This window comes from Arthrospira sp. PCC 9901, from assembly GCF_059013425.1.
On record NZ_CP102296.1, the window covers coordinates 2,515,814 to 2,540,529 of the forward strand.

The 24,716-nt window shown below is 42.4% G+C and carries 17 protein-coding genes and 1 pseudogene; 6 read left to right on the top strand and 12 right to left on the bottom strand.

Translation table 11 applies throughout. The features are described 5' to 3' along the window. Positions 1-40 precede the first annotated feature (40 nt). From NLZ44_RS10970 to NLZ44_RS11000, 7 genes are all read right to left on the bottom strand, one after another. Positions 41-214 carry a hypothetical protein gene (locus NLZ44_RS10970; protein WP_193521043.1) on the bottom strand — a complete coding sequence of 58 codons (174 nt, stop codon included), beginning with the start codon at positions 212-214 and terminating at the stop codon, positions 41-43. After that, positions 181-1,734, bottom strand: coding sequence for an ATP-binding cassette domain-containing protein (locus NLZ44_RS10975; RefSeq protein ID WP_493752776.1), 1,554 nt, complete (start codon positions 1,732-1,734; stop codon positions 181-183). Before NLZ44_RS10975 ends, NLZ44_RS10970 begins: the two co-directional genes overlap by 34 nt. A gap of 37 nt (positions 1,735-1,771) precedes the next feature. Continuing rightward, entirely contained in the window at positions 1,772-2,056 is a 285-nt protein-coding gene (locus NLZ44_RS10980; RefSeq protein ID WP_493752777.1) for a hypothetical protein, read from the bottom strand. Between the two features lie 32 nt (positions 2,057-2,088). Further along, complete coding sequence (locus tag NLZ44_RS10985) at positions 2,089-3,477, bottom strand: Ig-like domain-containing protein (RefSeq protein WP_493752778.1); 1,389 nt, start codon at positions 3,475-3,477, stop codon at positions 2,089-2,091. Between the two features lie 90 nt (positions 3,478-3,567). Further along, entirely contained in the window at positions 3,568-3,777 is a 210-nt protein-coding gene (locus NLZ44_RS10990) for a hypothetical protein (protein ID WP_046319237.1), read from the bottom strand. A gap of 315 nt (positions 3,778-4,092) precedes the next feature. Then, positions 4,093-7,305 (bottom strand): UvrD-helicase domain-containing protein, encoded by a 3,213-nt coding sequence (locus NLZ44_RS10995; RefSeq protein ID WP_493752779.1) that lies wholly within the window; start codon positions 7,303-7,305, stop codon positions 4,093-4,095. 38 nt (positions 7,306-7,343) lie between these two features. After that, complete coding sequence (locus NLZ44_RS11000; RefSeq protein WP_493752780.1) at positions 7,344-9,998, bottom strand: PD-(D/E)XK nuclease family protein; 2,655 nt, start codon at positions 9,996-9,998, stop codon at positions 7,344-7,346. Between the two features lie 159 nt (positions 9,999-10,157). On the opposite strand from NLZ44_RS11000, the gene NLZ44_RS11005 reads away from it, so the two are divergent. Further along, a complete protein-coding gene (locus NLZ44_RS11005) occupies positions 10,158-11,750 on the top strand; it encodes a protein kinase domain-containing protein (RefSeq protein WP_493752781.1) in 1,593 nt (530 codons plus the stop codon). On the opposite strand, the gene rbsK is transcribed toward NLZ44_RS11005, so the two are convergent. The 3 genes from rbsK to NLZ44_RS11020 are packed head-to-tail and all read right to left on the bottom strand — an operon-like array spanning position 11,730 to position 14,621. After that, on the bottom strand, positions 11,730-12,668 hold the full coding sequence (rbsK, locus tag NLZ44_RS11010) for a ribokinase (protein ID WP_493752782.1): 939 nt from the start codon (positions 12,666-12,668) through the stop codon (positions 11,730-11,732). The genes NLZ44_RS11005 and rbsK overlap by 21 nt on opposite strands. A 33-nt stretch (positions 12,669-12,701) precedes the next feature. Next, positions 12,702-14,111: a PP2C family protein-serine/threonine phosphatase gene (locus NLZ44_RS11015; RefSeq protein ID WP_315639298.1), complete on the bottom strand. Its 1,410-nt coding sequence runs from the start codon at positions 14,109-14,111 to the stop codon at positions 12,702-12,704. A 42-nt stretch (positions 14,112-14,153) separates the two neighbouring features. After that, positions 14,154-14,621, bottom strand: coding sequence for an EVE domain-containing protein (locus NLZ44_RS11020; RefSeq protein WP_315639299.1), 468 nt, complete (start codon positions 14,619-14,621; stop codon positions 14,154-14,156). Positions 14,622-14,830: 209 nt separating this feature from the next. Between NLZ44_RS11020 and NLZ44_RS11025 the strand changes: the two genes are divergently transcribed. The 4 genes and pseudogenes from NLZ44_RS11025 to rlmB all read left to right on the top strand — a co-directional run bounded on the left by NLZ44_RS11025 (position 14,831) and on the right by rlmB (position 19,551). Beyond that, entirely contained in the window at positions 14,831-16,747 is a 1,917-nt protein-coding gene (locus NLZ44_RS11025; protein ID WP_493752783.1) for a heavy metal translocating P-type ATPase, read from the top strand. Positions 16,748-16,854: 107 nt separating this feature from the next. Then, positions 16,855-18,009, top strand: a complete 1,155-nt coding sequence (gene carA, locus NLZ44_RS11030) for a glutamine-hydrolyzing carbamoyl-phosphate synthase small subunit (RefSeq protein ID WP_008048822.1) — start codon at positions 16,855-16,857, stop codon at positions 18,007-18,009. Positions 18,010-18,186: 177 nt separating this feature from the next. After that, positions 18,187-18,537 carry an STAS domain-containing protein gene (locus NLZ44_RS11035; RefSeq protein ID WP_174447161.1) on the top strand — a complete coding sequence of 117 codons (351 nt, stop codon included), beginning with the start codon at positions 18,187-18,189 and terminating at the stop codon, positions 18,535-18,537. Between the two features lie 104 nt (positions 18,538-18,641). Then, positions 18,642-19,551, top strand: a pseudogene (rlmB, locus tag NLZ44_RS11040) (23S rRNA (guanosine(2251)-2'-O)-methyltransferase RlmB). A gap of 27 nt (positions 19,552-19,578) precedes the next feature. On the opposite strand, the gene NLZ44_RS11045 reads toward rlmB, so the two are convergent. Next, positions 19,579-20,292, bottom strand: a complete 714-nt coding sequence (locus NLZ44_RS11045; RefSeq protein ID WP_315669553.1) for a DUF928 domain-containing protein — start codon at positions 20,290-20,292, stop codon at positions 19,579-19,581. Between the two features lie 269 nt (positions 20,293-20,561). Here NLZ44_RS11045 and NLZ44_RS11050 point away from each other — a divergent pair, with 269 nt between their 5' ends. Then, positions 20,562-23,021, top strand: coding sequence for an EAL domain-containing protein (locus NLZ44_RS11050; RefSeq protein ID WP_493752784.1), 2,460 nt, complete (start codon positions 20,562-20,564; stop codon positions 23,019-23,021). A gap of 13 nt (positions 23,022-23,034) precedes the next feature. Here NLZ44_RS11050 and NLZ44_RS11055 read toward each other — a convergent pair whose 3' ends face one another. After that, a complete protein-coding gene (locus NLZ44_RS11055) occupies positions 23,035-24,453 on the bottom strand; it encodes an NF038122 family metalloprotease (protein ID WP_493752785.1) in 1,419 nt (472 codons plus the stop codon). Between the last annotated feature and the right edge of the window lie 263 nt (positions 24,454-24,716).

A 24,716-nucleotide genomic window follows, 5' to 3' on the forward strand; every position in this document is an offset into this window, starting at 1 on the left:
ACCGTGTTTCTAGGATAATCTGGAGCATCCTTGCCGAAATCTAGCTTTGAGACTGGACTTCATCATCTTGAGCCAAAAGCTGAACTATAATATTCGCATCAACTGCTCCCCCCAATCGGCAGAAGAAACTCGGTTTTTGACACCGTTGTAACTGGAGCGATCGCCCCGAAAAATCACCCCCTACCCCGATAGTTTTTCGCGACGATAGGCCCACCGCGCCAACATCCCCGCCACAATTGTCCACCACAACAGCCACAGAATGTGAATCACCTGGTAGCCATCAAAACGGAATATCCCCTCTAGTTCCACCTCTCCCATCCAAGCCACCAGTTGGCCGTAGTGATAGGTGGGTAGGAGGAGAATTAAATCTGCAAGCCAAGGTCGGGGAAGTAAAGGGGAGATATTGAAGCCAGACCCAAGTAACATCACAGCCAGGAGGGCTACAGTGGCCCAGGACAAGGATTCCGTTTTGAAGAGGTATCCTAGGCTGAAGCTAAAAATCGCGAAGGGAATCACCCCTAAAACCAGGACAAAGCTGAGGTAAAACATCCAAGGTTCCCATTCCCAGACAAAGGAACTGTTTTCGCTGAAGTGACTGCCAACCCAACCACTCACAAAGGCTAATCCCGTCATTAAGGAGGCTAAGACTAGGAAGTTTCCCACTTTGGCTGCGACATAGGTTGTAAAGGACAGGGGAGTGATCCGTAGTAACTTCAACCAGCCGCGATCGCGTTCTGAGGCAATCTTAACCCCAAACTGACTCACACAGAGAAAAAGCACCAACCCCGCGAGTGAAACCGCCACGACGGATTGAAACTGGTCTGAGTTCTTCTGTTCAATGAAGAATCCTGCAATAATTGCCAATCCCAGGGCAATAACAATGGTGTCAATTTTACGAAAGGTTTGCAGCAGTTCAACATAGAGTTGTCCCCAAAAGGCTTTGAAACTAAAGGTTGGAGGGTTAGAAGCAGATTTAGACTTTGAAGACGTTTCTGTTTCAGAACTTGACTGAGATTGGAGTTTGGCTGCATCCTCTAATTCAGTGCGAGAGTTTAGGAACTTCTGATAGCGTGGAAATTCTCGGATCTCCACATCTCCATTCTCATTACTCAAGCGCAATTCCCGCGTCACCAAGTCCTCAATTTCGTCACAATCCTGTTCACTGTGACTAATCGCCAAGATCGTTTTTCCTTGCTGTTCAAACTCCCGCACTTGTTTCCAGAAATTCGCCCGCGCTTCCACACTAAGATTGTTAGTCGGCTCATCGAGAATCAAAATATCAGGGTTTCCCACAATAGCTAGGGCAAAATAGAGGGATTGAGCTTGACCTCCCGCCAGAGTTGTGGCGAAATCATTTTGCTTACCTGTTAGGCGCGATCGCTCTATCGTTTCAGCTAAACCCAATGGCTCAGGATAATAACTTTGAAACAGACGAATAGTCTCTTTTACTTTCAACCCTTCCACAGGTTTCGCTCGTTGCAACATCGTTCCGAGTTTAAGATGTGCTTGAGGGTCTTCGGGAGATTTGCCAAAAATTGCAATCAACCCCTCATCAGGAGGCTGCAAGCCACAAATTAGGTTGACGAGCGTTGTTTTGCCCGAACCATTATCACCCCGTAGCAAGATAAACTCGCCGGGCAAAATATCGAGACTCACGTTATCTAAAACCTTTTGTTTTTGTTGGTTGATCACGTAAGTTTTGGACACATTCCGAATCTTGATAGCAGTTTCCATGGGATAAATCCTACAATAAGCAAAGAGATAAATGAGATTAATGCATCTGAAACCAACCTAGATTATGAAGCAAAAACCACACCCCACAACCAGACAATAATGCCAGAGGTAGGGGAATTGGAAACATACTCATTAAAATCAATGCCACTACTCCACCAATCGCCAGTTCTGGGGTGACAATTCCAGAAGTAGTAGTTGTGCAAGTTGAGAAAATACAAACTTGGCTAGAGAGAAAAAAAGCGATTAGCAAAAATACCGCTAACCCAGCTATAATTTTTGCCAAACTTTTAGGAATGCCGAAGATTTTATCTGAGTCATTCATGAGTTCTGCTCCAATAATTTATAGGGAGGTTTCTAATTTACCTGATCATATACCCAACAAATTCCACTAGCAGCCGCACTTCCCGCCGCCACCGCTATGGGAGGAGGAACCAATAAGGCAGCGCTTCCGACAGTAACCGCCGCCCCAATCGCCGCCGCCGCACCAGGAGAACATCCCCCAGAGTTGACAGTCACCTTAACCACAGCCACCTGATTGGAATTACTGACTGAACTAGCCTTAACCTTAGTTTTCCCTTTCTTCACCCCAGTCAAAATTCCCTGTGCATCCACTTGAGCAATTTTGGCATTCTCTGAACTCCAAGACACAAGTTTGTTGAAATCGCCTCGTCCATCAAGTATTGCCTGAACCTTGGTCTGGCTATTTACTCCAAATTTTACTGAAGAGGGTTTAACGGAAATATTAGTGACGATAGGATCTACAACCTTAATGGTAAGAGAGCGGGACTGACTATTATCGATAATTGAAGTCGCGGTTAGGGTTACTTCTCCCGCGTTTGAGGTGTTGATATCTCCATCAGAGGAAATCATCGCCAGGTCAGGATTATTGGAAGACCAGTAAACTCGGGTATCCGCCACCGTACAATTTCCCTGACAACTTGCTTGTGCGTCCAGATGAGCCGTCTCGCCAACATAGAGTGATAATGATTTGGGGTTAGATAGAAATTCTATCCCGGTAATTCGAGGTGGATTCTCAAGCACAGAAACCTGAATGGTCTGACTCACACGAGGGTCTTGTGTCCAAACGGCTTTTAGGGTTGTGGTTCCAGTTTTCAGAGCTTTAACTCGATTGTTTCCATCAACTTGGATCAGGTTAGGATTGGCGACTTGCCAATCAATAGACTTATTCTTGGGCTTGTCAATACCGATTAAGTTAACCTCAAATTGCTTATCGGTACCTTCTTTAATCCGTAACTCTGGCGGTTTAATGCTTAAACTCGGCAAAACTTCGATGGGAACTTGAAACTGAACAGAGTTCTCGGCAGACATCTGATTTTCTAAGCCAATTGTGGCGGATATTTCTGTTTTCCCCGCACTTTTTGCTGTAACTGAAACCTCTTTTCCCTCGTCTTTTTCCTCTAAAGAGGCGATCTTTTCATTTTTCAATTTCCAGTTAATTTCTGGACTAGAGTAGCCTGTCCCCGTCGCTTTAGCTTTTACTGTGGCACTTTCCCCCGGTCTGAGTTCTAAGGATGTGGGTGTGACTGAGGTTTGCCAACAGCTTACCTGATCACCCTGTTGCCACCAGATAATGGCACTACAGCCATGTTGCTGGACTAGGGTATAGGTGGTTAGGATGATAGTCCAAATCACAAAGATAGCAATCAAACCCCTAGAATACTTAGGAACTTGTGTCGGAACTCCTGAGTTGGAAGGAGATTCTGACGAAACTTTTGTAGTCATGACTAGCGGATTTTGTTTTAAGTTTAGAGTTTACTTGATCTCGTGCCTTCTGCAAGTCAAAACGAATACTAATATCCGAGATAATCCTGATTATATCACCATGACACAAGCATCAACACAATCAGTCTGAGTCTCTTGAGAGTTTGCCAGAATTTGGGCAACCAGTTCAGCATCTGCAAGACTGAAGGAAATCACTTGAAATCGGCTTTGCTGGACCGAGATAGCCGAGCCATGCGATCGCCACAATTCAACTACTGTCAGAGTCCCCACATCTCGTCCCTCAAAATAGGCAATTTCCATCAGTGCAGGTTGAGGTAGGGCAATGGTTGACTATTGTTTATAAATGGTGACAACAGGACTATGATAACGATCCTTACCCTTGAGTAAGGTAAGCACAAATCCAGTATAAGCGATCGCCCCTATACCCTTTCGCCTTAATTATCGCTAACCGTTGAGTTGGCAGAACTTTGCCCCTCTCTCCCCTCAACCCCAAATGATTTACCATCTTCAGCTTTTCAATCCCCGCAAATACTCTCGATATTTACTCAACCCAATCCGCGATTTTCGGGTAAATATTCTGAACATTAGCCGCAGCTTGCCACCTAGTCTCATCATTTATATAGACTCATACCTATGTTCGCAAATTTCACCATAGCGACAGGTTTGGCAGTTTTCTCGTGATGGTTTGGGGGGATAGTATCCCTCTACTATATCTCGAACTATGCTTTCTGCCTCGTGGGCAGTTTTGGCTAATATTTCCGGTGAAAAAGAGTAGCATTTTTTATGGCGTAAATAGGCAATATGTGCCTCGGAACAGTTTAAGGCTTTAGCATAAGCCCATAGTTGTAGATTATGGTGTTCTGGGCGCATGACTTTATCGGTTTTATAGTCTAGCACCCAATTATCCCCAATTAAATCGGCTACGCCATTAAAGGTAACCCCTAATATATCTAATTTTAACTCAACTTCTCGCTGATTTTTGGGGTCTATGAATCTTTTAAATTCTTCAGTATTATCAAACTCTTGGGCGAGGTAAATCGCCTCCCTGAGTGATTGTTCATTACTGCCATTGTTGGCGAATTTGCGGAGTTGATCAATGTCTCTGATATCATATTCTAAAGCGTTGTGAACTAACTGACCAATTATCATGCCTTGATTGGCTTCTTCTGATAAGCCTGGATGTCCGAGAATATACATGAATTGAAACCTGGTTGGACAACGTTTATATTCACTTAAAGAGGTTACAGGAAGTTCAAATAAACCAGAAGTCATCGCGTTGGTCAGTAGGGGAGGGTTAATGGCTGGAGGTGGGGGACTTGGGGGGACTGGCGGGATGATATCATCACTATTAATTTCTAGGGTGGTTATGGGAATATTGGCGGCTTGTAACCCTAAGTATAATTTATCTAAATAATTACCTTTTTCCTGGGGGGCGGTTAATAAGATATAATCCCGACTGCGAGTTAATGCTACATAAAGTATTCGCAAGGCTTCGGCTTCTTCTCGCTGTTGACTTCGATATTTTAACCAGTTGTAAAGAACTGGATCTTTCATGTTTTGGTCGTCGTCTTTACAGCGGATAGCAACACCATATTCTGGGTCAAAATAAACGGGTACTGATGAGTTGGGACTTGGGCGGCTGAGGTCGGCTACAACTACCATCGGCCATTCTAATCCTTTGGCGGCAAAAATGGTCATTAATGATACTGCATTACTGGTATTAATGGGGGGACGTTCTACGGTTACGGCTTTATCTTTTAGGCGCTTGAGACGGCGAACTACTCCGAATAAATCATCGGTTCCTTGTTCTAAAATTTGCACTAATTCTCGAAATCCACTAAAGTCGGCTAGGCGACGATTAGAGGCTGGTAAATTGGCAATTATGGCTGTATATCCTGTTAATTGATCTGCTATTTGTAAGAGGCGAGATGGTGGCTCAATCTGGCGTTGTTTGAGCAGTGTTTTTAAAGTATCGATCGCTTTTTTTAATTCTGCGGGTGATGCACTGGTTAAAATTTGCCACCAACTGATATTTTCTGATGTAGATTTGTGAGACAATTGAGATTGTCTACTAATAGTGAATAAAAGGCGATCGCTAATGGCAAAAAAGGGACTTCTTAACAGGGCTACTAATGCGATATCATCTCCAGGGTCGGCTAAGAATTTTAGCAGTGACCAAGCATCTTTAGCTTCTTGGGTTTCTAATAGGTTTCCACCTCCTGAAGGCGCTAAGGGTATTTGGGCGGCGGCTAGGGCTTCTCCATAACTGTCTAAGGGTTCCCAAGTGCGGGTTAAAATAGCGATATCGCCTGGTTGAATAGGTCTTAATTGTTGAGTTTGTTTATCAAATACTGGGATTTGATTATCTAACATTTCTTTTAAGGTTTTAGCAATCAAGTTTCCTTCCGCTATCCGTCTTTGAGTAATATCAGTTTCGGCGGTTTTAGGTATCACAAATACTTGCAATGTTTCCCTAGGGGAGGGCGGGTCAATGCGGACAGCTTCCAAGTCTTGTCTTAAATCTCCTAATAACGGAGAAAATACCTGATTAATTTGATTAATTAATTTTTGATGAGTCCGGAAACTTTTATTAAGAATCATCTCATCTCCCTGGTTGTCAATAATGCGTTTTCTAAATTTGTTAAAAACCTCAATATCTGCCCGCCTAAATCCATAAATTGACTGTTTTTTATCCCCCACTATAGTTAAATCTGCTGTCTGGGTTAAAAGTTCTAATATTTCCCCTTGAATAGGGTTGGTATCTTGAAATTCATCAACTAAAAAGCAGCGCCACCGTTGTTGATAATAGAGTTGAATGGTGGGATTATTTTGTAATGCGGTCAATGCGCCAATTTCTAAATCTGCAAATGTCAAAACTCGCCCTTGCCATTTTAACTTCTGTAAATGGTCTTGAACTTCTCGGTAGGCTTCTTTTAAGGCGGCTAACATTTCGGCTAGTTTGTGGTCGGCTTCCCCAACTTCTGCATTGATTAAATTTTCGTTTAGAGAAGGTTTAACTAATTCTTCTCGTAAGGCTTTTAAGGCATACTTAACAGTTTGTATATTTTCCCCCCAGTTTTTTTTGCTACCATATCTGATATCTATTTTATATAAAACTTGCAGATTTTCGGAGATATTATCACCGTTTTCTAGGGATAATATGGCGCTAACTGTCCCTTGTCGGATGGCTTCGAGTTTGTCTTCTGGTTTGCCAATATTTGACGTTAAAATGTCTTTTAATTCCCGCCATTGGGGATGATTTACGAGGTCTTCTAAGGCGCGATCGCGTAATTTTTGGGCTAACTCTGACCAGTCTATTTGTTGATTTAATGACCTTTCTGCCATCAAGGGGTCATCTAATAAGGTTGCCAAAATTCGCGATAATAAAGAATAAGGTATGGTTTCAAAAACCTGAATAGGCAATTTAGATAAAGCAGTTTCTAACCCTTCATAAAGCCAGATTTTGCCTTCTAAATCTTCTAAAACTTGGAAGTCAGCAGCAACGTTAGCCGCCTGGGGATGTTCGCGACAAATACGACTAGCTAAAGCGTGAATTGTACTAATGGGGGCGGCTTCTAATTCGGCTAGGATATCGGGACGGTTAGGAAGTTGTTGCCTTACCTGTGAACGAATACGCGATCGCAATTCTTGGGCGGCTTTTTCAGTAAATGTAACCGCCACTATTTCCAAGGGAGAAAGTCCCTTTTCTACTAAATAATATAAATACCTTTCTACTAACATATAAGTTTTGCCAGTCCCCGCCCCTGCTGTGACGATAATACTTTGAGGACTGGTAGCAGCGGCTTGTTGTGCATTGGTTAAACTCATGGTTAATTAATCCTTACAAATTGACGAAAAATCTGGAATTATTTTGATGATTTTTGGCGACTTAGACGGTTACCCTTACGACAAACAGAGTCAAATTCACAATATTGGCAGACTTGCTGTTTCTGGTCTGGCGCTACTGGATAATTACCCTGTTGTAGGCGTTGTTTAACCTCCTCTGCAAAGGCTTCTAAAATGCCGGAGTCGGTGACTTTCGCCTTTAAATAACGCTGTTTGTTAAGAGAATACAACTTGACATCTACCTCTGGGACTTCGTTAAAGTTTTGGGCGATCGCCTGTTGATATAATGGCATTTGAATATTGATTTTGGCTTTTCCAGAATCATCTTTAATTCCCAAGGGTAAGCTACTGGTAGTTTTATAGTCTAACACTAATAGACCCGTGGGGGTGCGATCAATGCGATCGACCCTAGCAATTACCTTTAACCCATACCATTCAGCATCAAAGTAATTTTCACGACTAATAATTTCGGCATTTGACTGCAAAAAATCTTCAGCTTGTAAATTTAATTCTAACATATTTAAACCTTCTAATCGGCGGGCTTCCCAACCCATAAACTTGTCAAAATCCACATTTTCTTCAGCTTTTAACGCCGCTTCTGCTTGAGATAATGCTTGGTTAATATCTTTTCTGTCTAACCGCCTTAAATCCGTTTGATTTTTGATGTCCGCTAACAAAATTTCTAAGCAGCGATGATATAACCGACCTCGGAGACTGCCAGTGATTTCGGATTCCGCTTCCGATGGTTCTTTTAAGCATAGTAAATAGGTGGAAAACCACTTAAACGGACATTGACCTAATGCCGTTAATTGCGATGCACTAAACATCCTATTTTGATAATCAACTCCTATGCCAATAACCCCATCATATTCATCAGGAGATTCGCCACTTTCTCGACGCTGTTCAACTTGCCAATTTTTGATGATATCATTAACTAGAACATCATCAGATAACTGGTCTGGCTGCTGTAAATAATAGCGTCTAGCTTCCTCAATACTGGCTAAATTTAACAGGGGTGGGGGAGTTTTTTCTATTCCTAAACGGGTAGAATAAGGACTAGGTAACAGCGGTTTTTTGTGATGCTGTTCGGCACAAGAAAAAGTCAAAGATTTTGTGGGTATTCTTAATAGTTCATAAAAACATAATTCATTCCGTTGGGCGATATCTATAGCCGTTTCTAGGGTAATGTTGAATTGAGATAGTCGCCGGGATTCGTAAAAGTCTAAAACTGGATCATTTTCAATGGCTGCGGGTAGGATACCTTCCTGAAAACCGATTAAAAAAACATGGGGATAACTCGCACCCTGTAGAGATAAGGGGGTGTGAACTTCTATCCCTCCTTTTCCTGGTTGCATGGGGACTTTTAGCTTGGTGATTATCTCTAAAATATCTTGAAAAAACTCTTGTCGATTAAGGCGATCGCCATCAAGTTTTGATAATTCCAGCCAAGCTGTTTCTAGTTGATTAAAGGCGACTATCTCCCGAGACCATTGGCTGCTATTTTTGCGGATATCAAAGAATTTTAAAACTTGTTTGATCCGGTCTACCAAATTGGGGCGGGTATCGCTTTGGGGGAATTTTAATAATGATAAATTTAACCCTAATTCTTCCCATTCAGCTAGGTTATTTGGTCGCTTTTGTCGCGCTTCTAACCATTGTTGATATGTTAAATATCGGGCTAAAGGATGATGCAAAAGTTTAGCGGTAGACTCAAAGGGAAAATTATTTTCGATGACTTCTATCAATAATGCGATCCAAGACCCCAGGCGAATATTCCGCAAGGGAATTTTATAAAATAATCGCAGTGGTAACTGATATTCCCAAGCCATATCTAATAATAAAGGCGCATAGGTTTTTTCATCCTGGGTTACTAGGACAATTTTACTGGCTGAGACTCCATTTATTATTAACTGTTTAACCTGGGAAAGAACCCCTCTAATTTCTGCCTCTAAATTTGGGTAAATATGGCATTGAACATTATGGGGAAGTTCCCCTTTACCCAAAAAGCATTTTTGCAGTTTTTCTCCTAAGCTAAAGTTATGATCATTTTCCTGACAATTTACCTGCCATCCTTCCCTCTCTAAATAGGCGATCGCCTCTCTATTTTTGCCAAAAAGTTCCGCTGATCCTGTCGGTAAAACCCAGATGCTACCTTCCCCTGCTACTAGGTTAATAAATTCTACCTGATCAAGTTGAGGTTGAAAATAACCATAAATTAATAAAGTTTGTGCTGGGGTTGGCGCTTTGGTTTGATAATTAATGGCTTCCCAAAATAATTGATCCTGGTCAATATAGCCCTGCTTTTGTAATTCTTGTTGATAGAGATGAGTCACTTCTGCTAACTTCCTAATTCTCAGAGAATTATGATTCTTAATTAATGAATTTAAGTCTCCCCCAGATTTTAAGAGTTTTTGGCGGGAGGGTATTAACATTTTCGCGATACCATCAGGGTCATTACTGTTGATATTCTCAGCCACAATGCGCCGCCAAGTTCGATCCATAGTTAACACTGGCGCTATGGTAATTTCATGATTATTTATAGTTTTGATAGCCAGCTTGTCTAAAGATTTATAAGGTACTTTTAAACAACGGGCTACTGGTTGAGTTGGGGTAATAGTAGTTATTTGTGATGGTAGATGGTTTAAATTGTTGGGATTAACAATAAGCGATCGCATAATTAATTACACTCGTTGACAGTATGATAATTTTACCCATAAGTGGCTGTTCTGGTCAAATAGGTGCTGATGATTGTTAACATTTCCCAATTTTCTGGTAACATTAGTCAAGGCTGACCGTCAAATTGAATGCTGAGTTAATCCCTTGAACTTCCCAAAATGATTAATACTGCGCTGCTGTCAGGTCAAATTCTCCGCCACCACTATCTAATCATTCGTGAATTAGGTCATGGTGGCTTTGGACGCACCTATTTAGCTAAAGACCAACACCGCTTTGATGAGTTGTGCGTGTTAAAAGAATTCGCACCCCAACTCAAAGGTAATTATGAGTTAAAAAAATCCCGAGAGTTATTTCAACGGGAGGCGCAAACTCTCTACCAACTTAAACACCCGCAAATTCCCAGATTTCAAGAAATATTTGAGGAAGAAATAGGCGGTCAAATTTATATGTTTGTAGTTCAGGATTATGTCGAGGGTTTCACTTACCGAGAATTACTCAAACAGCGACTGCAAAAAGGTGATTTTTTTAGCCAAGCTGAAATCACCGAAATTCTGTTAAAATTGCTGCCAGTGTTGGATTATATCCACTCATTAGGAGTTATTCACCGTGATATTTCCCCCGATAATATCATCTGCAGAGACTCTGATGGGTTGCCAATTTTGATTGATTTTGGAGGTGTAAAACTGATTAAAGCGCACATCAATTCCGAGTGGTCTTCTCAGAGTTTACACCCCAGCCCCGCCACTCGATTAGGAAAGTTGGGCTATGCGCCAGATGAACAAATGCAGATGGGTATTGTTTATCCCCATAGCGATTTATATGCTTTAGCTGCGACTTTGTTAGTGTTGCTAACTGGTAAAGAACCTCAACAACTTATTGATAGTTATAATTCTACTTGGAAATGGGAACCATATCTAACTTTAAATTCTGAGTTATATCGGATTTTTCATAAAATGTTAGCACGTCAACCTAGCGATCGCTATATTTCCGCGCGTCAAATTTTACAGGATCTTAACCGGATCTCAATATCTCCTCAACCGACTCCCACTCAACCCCCACCAGAGTCAGTCAACCCTGACATATTAGCGCCCCCAAAAAACCAGCCCCCTGTAGCTAATTTTAGTCCTCCTACTGTTCAACAAATAACCAAATTCGAGTTTTCTCCTAGGTTGAAAATGGCGAGTTTAGTCCTGTTGTCAATGGTGGTAATGGGTAGTTTTGGCTGGTGGGTGGGTAATTCTTGGGCCGATCGCTTTTTCGTTACCGAAACACCCCAGGATGAGTTTGGTAAAATGTCAGAACTTGAAAGGATAGAAATATTACGCGATCGCCGTCGCAATTTAGGTGTTAATTATAACTTTTTTATGACTTTAGTTAATGAAGAGTTTTATTTTCGCTACCCCCAACAACAAGGGCGACTATTAACTAATGATCCTGTTGATTTCGTTTGGCGAAAACGTTGGGATCAAATCGCCCATGAAGTCTTAAATGAGTTAGAAACCCTCAGTTATGAATCTCGACAAGGTTTAGGAACTTATACCCAAGCCGATCTAAATAGTTGGATTAGTACAGCCAACCGCCTTAATCTTAGCACGGCTGAACTGTTTAATTTAGCCGATACTCAATTCTATCAACTCTTCCCAGAAAGACGTGATCAAGGCTCCATAGAAGCTGAACCTTTAATTCAAATATGGCGGGGAATTGTTCGCGATCGCCTCTCTAATTTGGAATCAATTAATCGCGAAAGTTGACATAGGCGGCATCAATACATCATCTAAGGCTTGGCGATCGGGTAGAGAAGACTGCGCCCCTACCTGAGTCGTGGATAAAGCCCCCGTTGCCGCCCCCCAGAGAATCGCCTCCTTTAGCGATCGCCCTTCGTCTAAAGCCGCCGCCATTCCCCCATTAAAAGCATCTCCCGCCGCCACAGTATCCACCGCATTAACCGCAAAAGCCGGAACCCAAAAAGATTCTGATTTAGTCGCCCAAAATACCCCCTTAGATCCCAATTTAATTACCGCAGTTTTTACCCCAAAATCCAACAGAGTATCCGCAGCTTTTTGGGCAGTTTCTACATTATTGACCCGAAAGCCCACCAGTTGACTCGCCTCCGTTTCGTTAGGGGTAATAATATCCACCAACGGATATAATTGTTGAGGGAAAACATCAGGGGCAGGCGCGGGATCAAGAATTACTCTCACTCCCGCATTTTTAGCAGCATGAATAGCCGCTTCCACTGCTTTTAGGGGAATTTCTAATTGCAATAATAAAGATGTTGCTTCCCCCCATAAAGGTTCCAGTCTCTGCACATCTTCAGGACCCACACAACCATTAGCACCCGGAATAATAATAATCTGATTTTCGCCGTTATTATCTACTGCAATAGTCGCCAAGCCAGAATGGGTAGTATTATCGCGTAAAACCCCTTCACAACCGACGCGATTACCTTTTAATCCCTCCAGAAGTTCCTTAGCAAAAGCATCCCCGCCAACCCTTCCTACTATCTCAGTTTTTGCCCCTAACCGCGATGCTGCTACCGCTTGATTTGCACCCTTTCCACCTGCTACCGATAAAAAATTATATCCGGTTAAAGTTTCCCCAGGTTGAGGGAGTCTAGGAGTTTGCACCACTAAATCCATATTGATGCTGCCAAAAACCAAAATACTCATAGTTTCCTGTTAATATTGGGATGATTAATGGGACTATTTTGGCTGTAAAATAATCAAGGTAATATCATCGAAGATGCGCTGACGACCAATATGGTCATAAACATCAGAAACAATGGCATTTTTTATTTCCTCAGATGTCTGTTGATGATGACATAGTGCCACCTCACACAAACGGTCAATGCCATAATGTTGGCCATAGCTATTTTCCGCCTCAGTAATCCCATCTGTAAATAATATTAGCACATCTTGGGGATTTAGTTTCACCGTAATTTTACGGATAAATTGACTAATATCTGGTTCTAAACCCACAGGAAATCCTAAATCAATCGTATCGATAACTTCCACTTGAGGATCATCACCTGATCGCAGTAAAATCACCTGTTCATGCTGGCCACTAATTTCTAATAATCCCTGACAATAATCCAACAGAATGAGAGTCAAATTTTTATCACAATTCATCCGATCCACATTGTCATAAATCGTGCTATTTATAGTTCTCAAAAACTTGACTATATCCGTTTCATCATGGTTTAAAAGAGTCCGAACAGCCGTCTGCACCATCATCATTAAAATACCACTTTCTAACCCATGTCCGGTCACATCTCCGATGCCAATTTTCACCCTACCTTGATGTTGTAGAATATCATAATAATCACCACCCACCTCAGCGGCTGGCTTCATATATGTAGCAATATCTAACTGAGTAATCGCCTGAATTTCTGCGGGAGTAGGTAGGATAATTTCCTGAAGTTGGCGAGTAATATCTAGTTCAGCATTTAACCGAGAGTTTTCTTGTTTTAAGCGTTGATTAAGACGCTGAATTTTATCATTGGCGCGAATTAACTCAGCTTGAGTACGCTGACGTTGAGTTAGTTCTTCCTGTAATTTATGGTGCATTTCTGCTTGTTTAATAGCAATAGCTAATTGAGTACAAAGTTCCGTAAGAATATCTACTTCTGTGGTCTGCCACTTTCTCGGACTGCGACAATGATGGGCAATTAATAACCCCCATAAATTCTCATCCTCTCCTACCATTCTAGGTTTTTGGAGAATGGGAACTACAAAATTAGCCCGCACCTGTAAACTTTGCAATAACTCAACATAGCAGGGGTGAATTGTGCAATTTTCGATATCTTCAATGGCACTCACATGACCTTGACGATAGGGTTTATCCCAACCATTTTTAAAGCAGGTATCATGGATAATTTGATGAATAATAGGTCGCCAATCCTCCGACACAGATTCTACCACAACTTCCCCACTCCAGTCTGGCAAAAACTTGTAAATAACTACCCGGTCAGTTTCTAACAGCGATCGCACTTCTTCAACTGCTGTATTTAAAATCTCGTCAAGCTGGAGTGACTGACGAATTCTCAGAGCAATTTCAGCTACAATATTAGATGTTTCTGATTGCAGCCATAAGGGGGGTGTGTTGACGGTCATGGGTTAATCCTACCTAAAATAAACAACTTAATTATATCCCAGCTAAGATACAGATAGGCTAATTTTCCATTGCAGAATGCGATCGCCAATATCCGCTCGAATTGGCATCACAGACAAACGATTACCCCGCCGCACCAGTAACAAGTCATCAGGATCAAATTGCTGTTTGAGGTCGCCAAGAGAAATCATCTGGGGAAATTTCTCAATAAACTCTACTCTGACCGTATACCAACGAGGATGGTTAGCCGTAGCTTTCGGGTCATAATAGGGGCTATTTTCATCAAATTGAGTAGGATCAACTATATCAGATTCAATGACTCGCACCAAGCCGACAATCCCCGGAATTTTGGTATTAGAATGATAAAAAAAACACAAATCATTAACTTGCATTTTCCGCAAGAAATTCCTAGCCATGTAGTTACGAACACCATCCCAAATACAAGTTGTATCCGACTGCATTTGGTCAATACTATAAGTTTTTTCCTCAGATTTTATCAACCAATAAACCATTGACAGTAACTCCCGCTGGCCATGATGCTACAATTACTTTCATCCTAGCCTTGTTTTGATTAGCCTGGTCTAAAATTAAATTTTTCTTAATGTATAGTAATAGTTTGGCATCAGGTTTGATTGGTTGTATAATGTTAATAATGATTTAAGATGAACTCTTAAAAATCAGCCGCCAAAATGATATGATGGAAAGATTTAGCTGAAACACAATGACTGATAATCAACAGAGTTCCTGCTGTTCATGCAATGGAGACGATCGCCATTCTGATAATCTGGTCTCCGAAGTGATACCCCTGGCAATAATCACCGCCATTTATATCCTAGCCTTAATCTTCAACAATTGGCTTAAACTCGCGGTTTGGGGTTGGGGGGAATATGTAGTATTAATTCCTCTATATTTACTCACAGGCTGGGAAATCTTAGTCAGCGCCGGAAAGAATATCTGGCGAGGTCAGATATTTGATGAAACCTTTTTAATGAGTTTAGCCACCCTGTGCGCCATTGCTATTAATGAAGTTCCCGAAGCCGTGGCTGTCATGCTATTTTATCGAATTGGGGAAGGTTTCCAAGAGTTTTCTGTGCAGCGTTCTCGGCGTTCAATTAAATCATTATTAGCAGTACGTCCAGACACTGCAAACCTGCTAATAAATGGCGAAATAAAAACCATGTCTCCGCAGTTAGTAAATGTCGGCAGTAGTATTGTCGTCAAAGCCGGAGAAAAAATCCCTTTAGACGGAGAAATAATATCTGGAACCTCCCAAATTGACACTTCACCCCTCACCGGAGAATCCTTACCTCGTGCCGTTAAACCCGGAGAAATAGTCCTAGCGGGAACCATCAATCAAACCGGACTACTAACCATTAAAGTAACCAAACCATTTAACGAATCTTCGATTAGCAAAATTTTAGAATTAGTAGAAAGCGCCCAAAGTCGGAAAGCCAAAACCGAAAAATTTATCACCACCTTCGCCCGTTATTATACCCCAATTGTGGTAAGTTTAGCCATAGCGATCGCCTTAATTCCTCCCCTCGTCAATTTAGGCAGTTTTCAAGAATGGTTTTCGCGGGCATTAATTCTCTTAGTAATTTCCTGTCCCTGCGGTTTAGTAATTAGCATTCCTCTAGGCTACTTTGGGGGAGTCGGAGGAGCAGCCCAGCAGGGAATCTTAGTGAAAGGATCGACATTTTTAGACGATTTAGCTGCCGTTAAAACCGTGATATTTGACAAAACAGGAACCCTGACCGCTGGCGTATTTGAGGTGACAAAAATCGTCCCTCATCATCACTTTACCGAAGCAGAATTAATCGAGATTGCCGCCAAAATAGAATCCCTATCTAACCATCCTCTCGCCCAAGCAATTCGTGAATACTATGGAGATTTACCTACCGAAACCTTAATCGAAGATTATCAAGAAATCCCCGGCTGTGGAGTGAAAGGCAAACTGCAAAATCGGACAGTAATTGCGGGAGGCGATCGCCTGTTACACTTAGAAAAAATCGACCATCCTCTCTGTGATGTAGGCGGCACAGTAATTCATCTAGCCGTAGACTATCGCTATGCCGGATATATCCTAATTTCCGATAAAGTTCGACCCGATTCTGTCGCTGCTATTGAAGCCCTCAAAAAACAAGGAGTGCAGAAAATAGTCATGCTAACCGGAGATAATCAAACCGTAGCCGATCGCCTAGCCAAAACCTTAAATATTGATGAATATTATGCCGAATTAATGCCCGAAGATAAAGTCAAGCAACTGGAAAAACTACTAAGTCCAGATCATCGTAAAGTTGCCTTTGTCGGAGATGGAATCAATGATGCGCCAGCCATTGCTAGGGCTGACGTAGGTATAGCCATGGGAGGTATGGGTTCAGACGCAGCCATTGAAACTGCCGATGTAGTAATTATGACCGATTCTCCCTCTTATGTCAGTCGTGCGATCGCCATCGGACGAAAAACCCGCCGCATTGTCTGGCAAAACATCGGTTTAGCCATGGGAATTAAAGGCTTTTTTATCATCTTAGGAATTTTCGGACTAGCCAGCATCTGGTCAGCAGTATTCGCCGATGTAGGAGTAGCATTATTAGCCATTCTCAACGCCACCCGCATCTTTGGGAAACCAGTTAATTGATAGCCCTCCACCGCTGAATTGTCATGCAATCAAAACTCAACGATCAGCGGTTTGTCAGATATCTGGCAGAATAGGGAGGTATTAAGTTTAGATGCAAATTGGCTTTTATGTCCCTTATCTCTGCTAAACCAGCTTTACTGGTTCTGATTGACGGCACCAGCTATCGAGGTTGGTCCTTTGGCGCTCCAGGTACAGTTTTAGGTGAAGTGGTGTTTAACACCGGAATGACAGGTTATCAGGAAGTTTTGACTGATCCCAGTTATTGTGGTCAGATTGTCACCTTTACCTATCCTGAATTAGGGAACACAGGAGTTAACCCAGAAGACGAAGAATCCCAAAGACCCCAAGTCCGAGGCGCGATCGCCCGTAATATTTGCACCCGTCCCAGTAACTGGCGTTCTACCCAATCCTTACCGGACTATCTCAAAGAACATAATATTCCCGGCATTTATGGCATAGATACCCGTGCCTTAACCCGCCAACTGCGAACTGTCGGGGCCATGAATGGTGGCATATCCACCGAAATTCTCGACCCCGCAGAATTATTATCCTTAGTCCAACAGGCTCCCAATATGGATGGGTTGAACCTAGTTAAAGAAGTAACTACACCAGAGAGCTACGAGTGGTCTGAGTCCACCGATACAGTTTGGGAATTTAGCCCCAGCTTGGAATCAAAAGACAGCCCAACACCCCCACCCCGTTATACAGTAGTTGCCATTGACTTTGGAGTAAAGCGTAATATTCTACGTCGCCTAGCCAGTTATGGTTGTCGGGTGATCGTAGTTCCCGCCAGCACTCCCGCCGCCGAGATCCTCAAATATAATCCCGATGGCATTTTCCTCTCTAACGGTCCAGGAGACCCCGCCGCCGTTTCCGAGGGTATTTCCACAACCCAGGAGTTACTGAAAAGTAACAAACCAGTATTTGGGATCTGTATGGGACATCAAATCCTCGGTTTATCCCTGGGCGCGAAAACCTTTAAGCTAAAATTCGGACATCGGGGATTAAACCAACCTGCTGGTTTAGAAAAGCGTCAGGTGGAAATTACCAGCCAAAATCACGGCTTTGCTCTCGATCCTGATAGCCTAGCGGAGGATGTAGAAATAACCCATCTGAACCTGAACGATCGCACTGTTGCTGGTCTCAAGCACAAAACCCTACCGCTATTTTCAGTGCAGTATCACCCAGAAGCCAGTCCCGGTCCCCACGACGCTGATTATCTGTTTGAGCAGTTCGTTAAGGAAATGGAAAAAGGCAAGTAATTACCTAGCCAGGTTATTGGGGGACAAGCCGATCGCTCGTCCCCCTGTCTCTTGCTAATCTCAAATTTGATCCAACCGAATCAGATACCATAGACAATTATGGCAAAAATGGAATATACTAATAAGGCAGTATATGTGCTATCCAGTTAGGAGGGGGCTATTCCTGAGCAACTACACCTGACCGTTAGCCTCAGAGGGACTCGCGACGTTAAAGATAACTATCAAATATTTCGTCTGACCGGATTACTCGATGCCTTCTCAGAAGGTACGTTTCGGAAAATTATGTCCAAGTGTATCGATAATGGACCAAAACACATTGTGTTGGATCTTTCCCAGATAGACTTCGTAGACAGTTCCGGTTTGGGCGCTTTGGTACAACTCGTCAAGAAGGCTCAGACTAACGGAGGAACTTTACAAATTGTTTCTAATCCTCGCGTCACCCAAACCGTGAAACTGGTTCGTTTAGAAAAGTTTCTATCTCTACAGCAAACCGTTGAGGATGCTGTGGCGGCGGTCAAAAAAAGTTGAGTGACTGCTAGGAGTCTGCCTATTTCCAGTAGACCGATAGGGGGTTTCTCTGTCGGTCCTACTATTTGTTGATTAAAAATTGCCTAATCTTCGAGGGTTTTTTAATGAGACCTCCTTCATCTCCCCATCGCAAATCTGGCCCGAACCGAGGAAAGGTTAAGCCTTCTTCTAAGCCACCGCATTCTCCTCGGGAAGATAAACCAGCTATCCATCCCCGTCGTCGCGATCGCCCTGTGGCTTCAGCAGAGACAGAACCGCCAGAGGAAGATCTAATTTATGGCCGCCACACAGTCTTAGCAGCCTTAGAAAACGGCCGATCGCTTAACCGAGTTTGGGTAATTTCCCAATTGCGATCGGATACCCGGTTTCAACCTCTATTACAAGAGGCGAAAGCCAAAGGTGCTATTGTAGACGGAGCCAGCTATCAGCGCCTAGACCAAATTACCAGAGGCGCTAACCATCAGGGAATTGTCGCACAGGTTACACCGTATAAATATTGGGATTTAACCACCCTAATCACCCAGGCTAAATCTGCCAATAGCCAGCCTGTCCTAGTGGCCGTTGATGGTATCACTGACCCCCACAACTTAGGCGCGATCGTTCGCACCGCTGAAGCGATCGGAGCCCAAGGCTTGATTCTACCCCAGCGGCGGGCTGTTGGTATTAATGCTACAGTCATGAAAGTAGCGGCCGGAGCCTTAGAGACTTTCCCGGTAGCGCGGGTGATCAATCTTAACCGTAGTCTAACTGAACTCAAATCAGCCGGATTTTGGATTTATGGGACAGTAGCCGGGGAATTTCAACCCCTGTATAATGCCAATTTAACCGGAGGCGATCGTTCTGGTGGTTGGTAGTGAAGGGGAAGGATTGAGTCATGCGATCGCCGAAAACTGCGATGTACTGCTTTCTATTCCCCTACAAGGAACAATCCCTAGTCTGAATGTCTCAGTAGCCACTGGTATGGCACTTTATGAGATATTCCGCCAGCGTCAGAATCAGAGTCCGAGTCAATAGCGATCGCTGCTGAAAATATGGAGTAAATTATTCGGTAATGACAGGTTCTTGAACCAAAACGCCCAGATCCGCCGATTCCAATAGTTTACTCCAAGCCTCTGAGACTGCCGGATCAGGATTACCATGAGACCGCAACTCAGCCAAAGTTGACATAGCATCAAACCACAGCCCAGCCTTCAAATATAGATCCACCTTCTCCAGTGGACTGGTTTGGTTAATTTGACTAGCCAATGCTGGGTCTATTTCTGCCCACCGGATGCCACCTTCGACTATGATATCCTCCGAACGGTCATCAGGATTACAAACGATCGAAAAGTACCACTTGTAATTATTGTTGGTTTTAATGTTTTGAGTGCTGTGTGATGGTATAGTCACACCCATAATTCCAGCTTTACCTCCGATTTTCAGGGTCTCTTCATAAATCACTGTGTCATTGGTGTTATCAATCAGCACAAACTCTGCCGTTTGGACAGTTTCCATAGCAGGTAAGTAAAAATATAACCTAGGAGAGGCTTGAGCTGTTAACCCTATCGATCGAGAGGGGGCGATCGCCATCAAGGGAGTTCGATCAAATCTACAATTAGGGTTGCTACTCCTAGTCCCTCCTCCCACCAAGCGACCTGGGGGCTGATCATCATTACCTAGCACAGATTCTATTAAAGGTGGTGTCATAGAAACTGTTAACAGAGACACCGTACCGAGGATAACCCCTATCGGACCCGCAAAAAGTTTAAGTTTCATAGTTATATCCCGATTATTCCCTGATTCCTAACATTATGATTATAGCAAGGTCATTAACAGACAGCCATCAGTCAAATTACTGATATTCAACCATGGTCAGTTACATATCTTCTAACTAATGCGTCTGGACTATCAACTATTTGAAGTATAAATAAAATTCTGTCATCATGATTTCAAATTATTTTCATCACTTAAATCATCAAATATATAGGGTTATTCGTCGCCCATTAAAAAAAATAAAATATTATAGACAATCAATAAGGGCGCATTTGCCATCACTAAAACAGCTAATTACTATTCTCTTAGCCAGTTTATTAACCACAGGGTTAATATCGGGGATTAGGTCTTTGGGAATCTTACAACCCCTAGAATTAGAATCCTTTGATAGAATGATGCGCTTAAATAGTGATAATATTCCTGACCCTCGCCTATTAATTATAGAGATTACAGAAGCAGATATTCAAGCCAACCAAAAATGGCCGTTTTCCGATGAAATTTTAGCCCAAGCCTTAGCCAAACTCCAAGAATACCAACCCAGAGTCATTGGTTTTGATATTTATAGAGATGTTCCGCAACCCCCTGGAAATTTACAAATTGTTGAACAATTCCAAGCAGATAATATTATTGCGATTAAACAAATTGGAAGAGTTGAGCCACCGCCTTCTATATCAATTAATCAAGTAGGTTTTAACGATTTAGTTACCGATTTAGATAATACGATCCGCCGTAACTTAATGTATGTTCGATATGATGATCAAGAACTTTATTCTTTTGGCGTAAAAGTTAGCCAAAAATACTTAGCATCTCTCAAAAATCGCCCAATTATCCTTGATGCACAACCCGGCTTACTGCAAATAGACGAAACTATTTTTCCGGCTATCAGATCTAATTCTGGTGGCTATCAACTACCTGCATCGGAAGTTAGTGGTAGACAAATATTGATGGATTATCACACCAAAGAAATAGCTAAATCTATCACGATGACGGAACTGCTAGAAGGACAAATAGATCCGAATTTGGTCAGAGATAAAATCGTCTTAATGGGGACAACAGCCGCCAGTTTAAGAGACCTACATCCCACCCCTTTTAGTGCGGGTAAAACTACTAATCATTTAATGCCAGGAGTAATGATTCATGGTTACATGATTAGCCAAATTCTTAAAGTGATTTTAGAAGGAGAATCTTTATTTTGGTTCTGGCCAATGTGGGGGGAGGTTTTATGGTTGTGGCTTTGGTCATTTTTGGGGGGAATTTTCGTAGTTAAATTTCATCGCCCCCTATCGTTGGGATTACTAATTAGTATCAGCACGATCGCCCTCTGGACTATCTGTTTTATAGTATTTGGTGAAAAGGGATGGATTCCCCTAATTCCCCCAGCTTTAGGCTTATTATTTACTGGTGCAATTGTCTTAGCTTATCAGGTTCTTTATGGGTTATCCTATGATATTCTTACCGATTTACCAACTCGCACCCTACTTAATCAAAAAATTCAGCGCCTTAGTAATCAGTCTAAATATACCCAAATTGCCCTGTTGTTTTTAGATTTAGACCGCTTTCGTCTCATCAATGAAGGTTTTGGTCATGCTATCGGTGATCAACTGCTAATTTCTACTACTAAACGCCTCAAAAAGTGTTTACCTTCTCAGGTGATTTTGGCGCGAGTTGGCGGGGATGAATTTGCGGTAATGATGCCGAATATCCAGAATATTGACCAAGCGATCGCCATGGCAAATCAACTGCAAAAAGCCCTCACCGCGCCCTTTTCTCTCAACGGTCAACAGGTATATACCACCATCAGTATTGGCATTGCATATAGTAACCAAAATCAAGATTTAGTTGCCCATGATTTATTGAGAGATGCCCACACAGCCATGTATCGCGCCAAGGCTTTGGGAAACAGTCGTTATCAGGTGTATATCTCCACCATGAAATCTCAGGCTTTGCAGCAGTTGCAACTAGAAGCCGACCTGAGAGAAGCCATTAAAAATCAAGAATTTCAACTGTATTATCAGCCGATTATCAATTTAAAAACTAATCAGATCGCTGGTTTTGAAGCCTTAGTGCGTTGGATATCTCCCCAGCGGGGGTTTGTGTCTCCTGGGGAATTTATCCCAGTTTCTGAAGAGAGTGGTTTAATTATTCCCTTGGGGGAGTGGATTTTATTAGAAGGCTGTCGTCAGTTGGCAATCTGGCATCAAAAATATTGCCAAAATCCCCCTTTTATGTTAAGCATAAATCTGTCAACCCGTCAATTTTCCCAAGTTAACTTAATTGAATGTGTCGATCAGATTTTGACTCAGACTGGGGTTGACCGCAGTTGTATTAAATTAGAAATTACCGAGAGTGCAATTATGGATGATGTCGATGAGGCGATCGCACTCTTAGAAAGATTAAAAGCCCTAGGTATTAAACTGAGTATGGATGATTTCGGCACAGGTTATTCATCCCTAAGTTATTTGCATCGCTTTCCCATAGATACTCTCAAAGTTGATCAATCCTTTGTGCGTCGGATGGATGACAGCCAGCAAAATACAGAGATTGTCAAAACTATTATTATGTTAGGGCATAACTTAAACATGGATATTGTCGCGGAAGGTATAGAAACAGAAGGTAATGTCCAGACTTTAAAAAACCTCAATTGCGAATACGGACAAGGATATTTGTTTTCCAAACCCTTGCCCGTAACAGCCATGGAAGACCTGTTAAATAGGACCCTGTATAAATCATGAACTTAACCAAAATTTAAGAATGACGCTTGCGGAAAAGACCAAAACCCAAGATCCCAAAAACTAAGAAGCCGATCGCGCTATTAGGTTCCGGTACACTCACCTGGTCCCCCTGATGGTTATTGGCAGTTAAATCACCTTCTCCATTGAAATTCATCCACCAGCGGAAGCGGTTATTAGCCGCATTTCGGTTGGCCTGAGAAGGTAAACGCATTAAAGCATCTGCACCCCCTCTAGCTTGTTGAGTCTGGTTTTGATTGCCAAATATGGTATCCAAATTAGTGATATTCACATCCCAACCCAATATATCCATTAATTGGCGATCAAGGGCGGTAATACTAATAGCTTGACCTTTATCTAGGGTGGGGGTCATGATGCCTAGGGGTTGATCTTGTTTTTGCCAGTGGCTGGCCTGATAACCGTCTCCATTGGCGGTGATACCACCCGCAAAATTAGCTAAGTTAGTAACTCCTCCATCCAAAGAAAAATATCTACCTGTGCCGCTAGTCCAATCAAACACTCCCCCATCGCGACTGGCTTCAGAGTTGCGGAATAGATCCATAGGGCTAACGTATGTAAGTTCATTTTCTGCAATGATGCCTCTCTCACCGTTTTCCGCCTGCATATAGAGGATATCCGCCGTATCAATACCACTAATAAAGCCGAGGGAATGTCCGATTTCATGGAGGGCTACCGACAAAAAGTCGATTTTGTTTGGGTTAATGGTGGCATTGTAGTCATAAACCCGTGAAAAATCCCAGAAAGCCGAGTTATTGAGTGCATTACTGTTAATACCGATTTCAGCATCGATCGCCAAGTCTTCATCGTGACCCGCCATCAGTCCTAGGGCCTTAGCATTGGCACGAGTCAACCAGATAATCCGGTTATTAACGTCCCCATTATTATCTAGGACGGTTTCGCTTCCATTAGCCGATGGTCTTAACATCCCGAAAGTTTCGGTACTAAACGCGATCGCCCCCCGATCCATAGTCAATACCTGATCCAGAGTAAGTTCAGATAGACTCGCTAACCCCAATTGATTTATAATATTTGCGACACCGCTATCATCAGGGTCAAACTGTAAATGTTTGAAAGCCTGTAAGTCATCTACAGAGGAAATATCCCGAAACATCCCGTGGATATATTGGTTATAGCTAACCTCGACCATTTCCGGGCGCGCCCCTCCTAAAAGGGTATGACTATGAAATTGCTCATAGTTGACAAAGATATTAATCTCGACATCATCTAAAAGGATTGATGACCAGATATTACCAGCGCTAACAAAAGCATCGGAAATTTTTTGAGGGGTTCCATAGTCGTGGAAAAAATTAAAGGTGGCAGCTTGTGCCGGAGCAGTCAACAACAGGGTGGAAGCCGCACCTAAAATATGTAATGGTATATTTTTGGTAAGCATAGTGACAGGTTGGGAGAACATGGTTTTAACTTGTATAACTAAATTGATTGTCGATGCAGTATCAGTGATTGTCAATGTCCTGATCTGCCATATAACTAACATTTATCACCCTGGTTTTTTTGATTATAACCTGATATTAACCGGAAAAAATCACCTAGGGGTTAATAATGTGTCAAATCTTTAAATATTTACCAGATTTTTAAAGAATCAGTGCCTGTCTTTATCCAATCTTTACAAAACTTTGATGATTGCTATATGATGCTGATGCCAACCCAACCGAATAC

What these genes read in the sequence shown, in the direction of transcription:
- NLZ44_RS11025 (WP_493752783.1), top strand. Translation starts at nt 14,831, where the DNA reads ATGACTGATAATCAACAGAGTTCCTGCTGTTCATGCAATGGAGACGAT.
- NLZ44_RS10985 (WP_493752778.1), bottom strand. Translation starts at nt 3,477, where the DNA reads ATGACTACAAAAGTTTCGTCAGAATCTCCTTCCAACTCAGGAGTTCCG.
- NLZ44_RS11055 (WP_493752785.1), bottom strand. Translation starts at nt 24,453, where the DNA reads ATGTTCTCCCAACCTGTCACTATGCTTACCAAAAATATACCATTACAT.
- NLZ44_RS10990 (WP_046319237.1), bottom strand. Translation starts at nt 3,777, where the DNA reads ATGGAAATTGCCTATTTTGAGGGACGAGATGTGGGGACTCTGACAGTA.
- rbsK (WP_493752782.1), bottom strand. Translation starts at nt 12,668, where the DNA reads ATGAGTATTTTGGTTTTTGGCAGCATCAATATGGATTTAGTGGTGCAA.
- NLZ44_RS11045 (WP_315669553.1), bottom strand. Translation starts at nt 20,292, where the DNA reads ATGAAACTTAAACTTTTTGCGGGTCCGATAGGGGTTATCCTCGGTACG.
- NLZ44_RS11005 (WP_493752781.1), top strand. Translation starts at nt 10,158, where the DNA reads ATGATTAATACTGCGCTGCTGTCAGGTCAAATTCTCCGCCACCACTAT.
- carA (WP_008048822.1), top strand. Translation starts at nt 16,855, where the DNA reads ATGTCCCTTATCTCTGCTAAACCAGCTTTACTGGTTCTGATTGACGGC.
- NLZ44_RS11020 (WP_315639299.1), bottom strand. Translation starts at nt 14,621, where the DNA reads ATGGTTTATTGGTTGATAAAATCTGAGGAAAAAACTTATAGTATTGAC.
- NLZ44_RS10995 (WP_493752779.1), bottom strand. Translation starts at nt 7,305, where the DNA reads ATGAGTTTAACCAATGCACAACAAGCCGCTGCTACCAGTCCTCAAAGT.
- NLZ44_RS11015 (WP_315639298.1), bottom strand. Translation starts at nt 14,111, where the DNA reads ATGACCGTCAACACACCCCCCTTATGGCTGCAATCAGAAACATCTAAT.
- NLZ44_RS11000 (WP_493752780.1), bottom strand. Translation starts at nt 9,998, where the DNA reads ATGCGATCGCTTATTGTTAATCCCAACAATTTAAACCATCTACCATCA.
- NLZ44_RS10980 (WP_493752777.1), bottom strand. Translation starts at nt 2,056, where the DNA reads ATGAATGACTCAGATAAAATCTTCGGCATTCCTAAAAGTTTGGCAAAA.
- NLZ44_RS10975 (WP_493752776.1), bottom strand. Translation starts at nt 1,734, where the DNA reads ATGGAAACTGCTATCAAGATTCGGAATGTGTCCAAAACTTACGTGATC.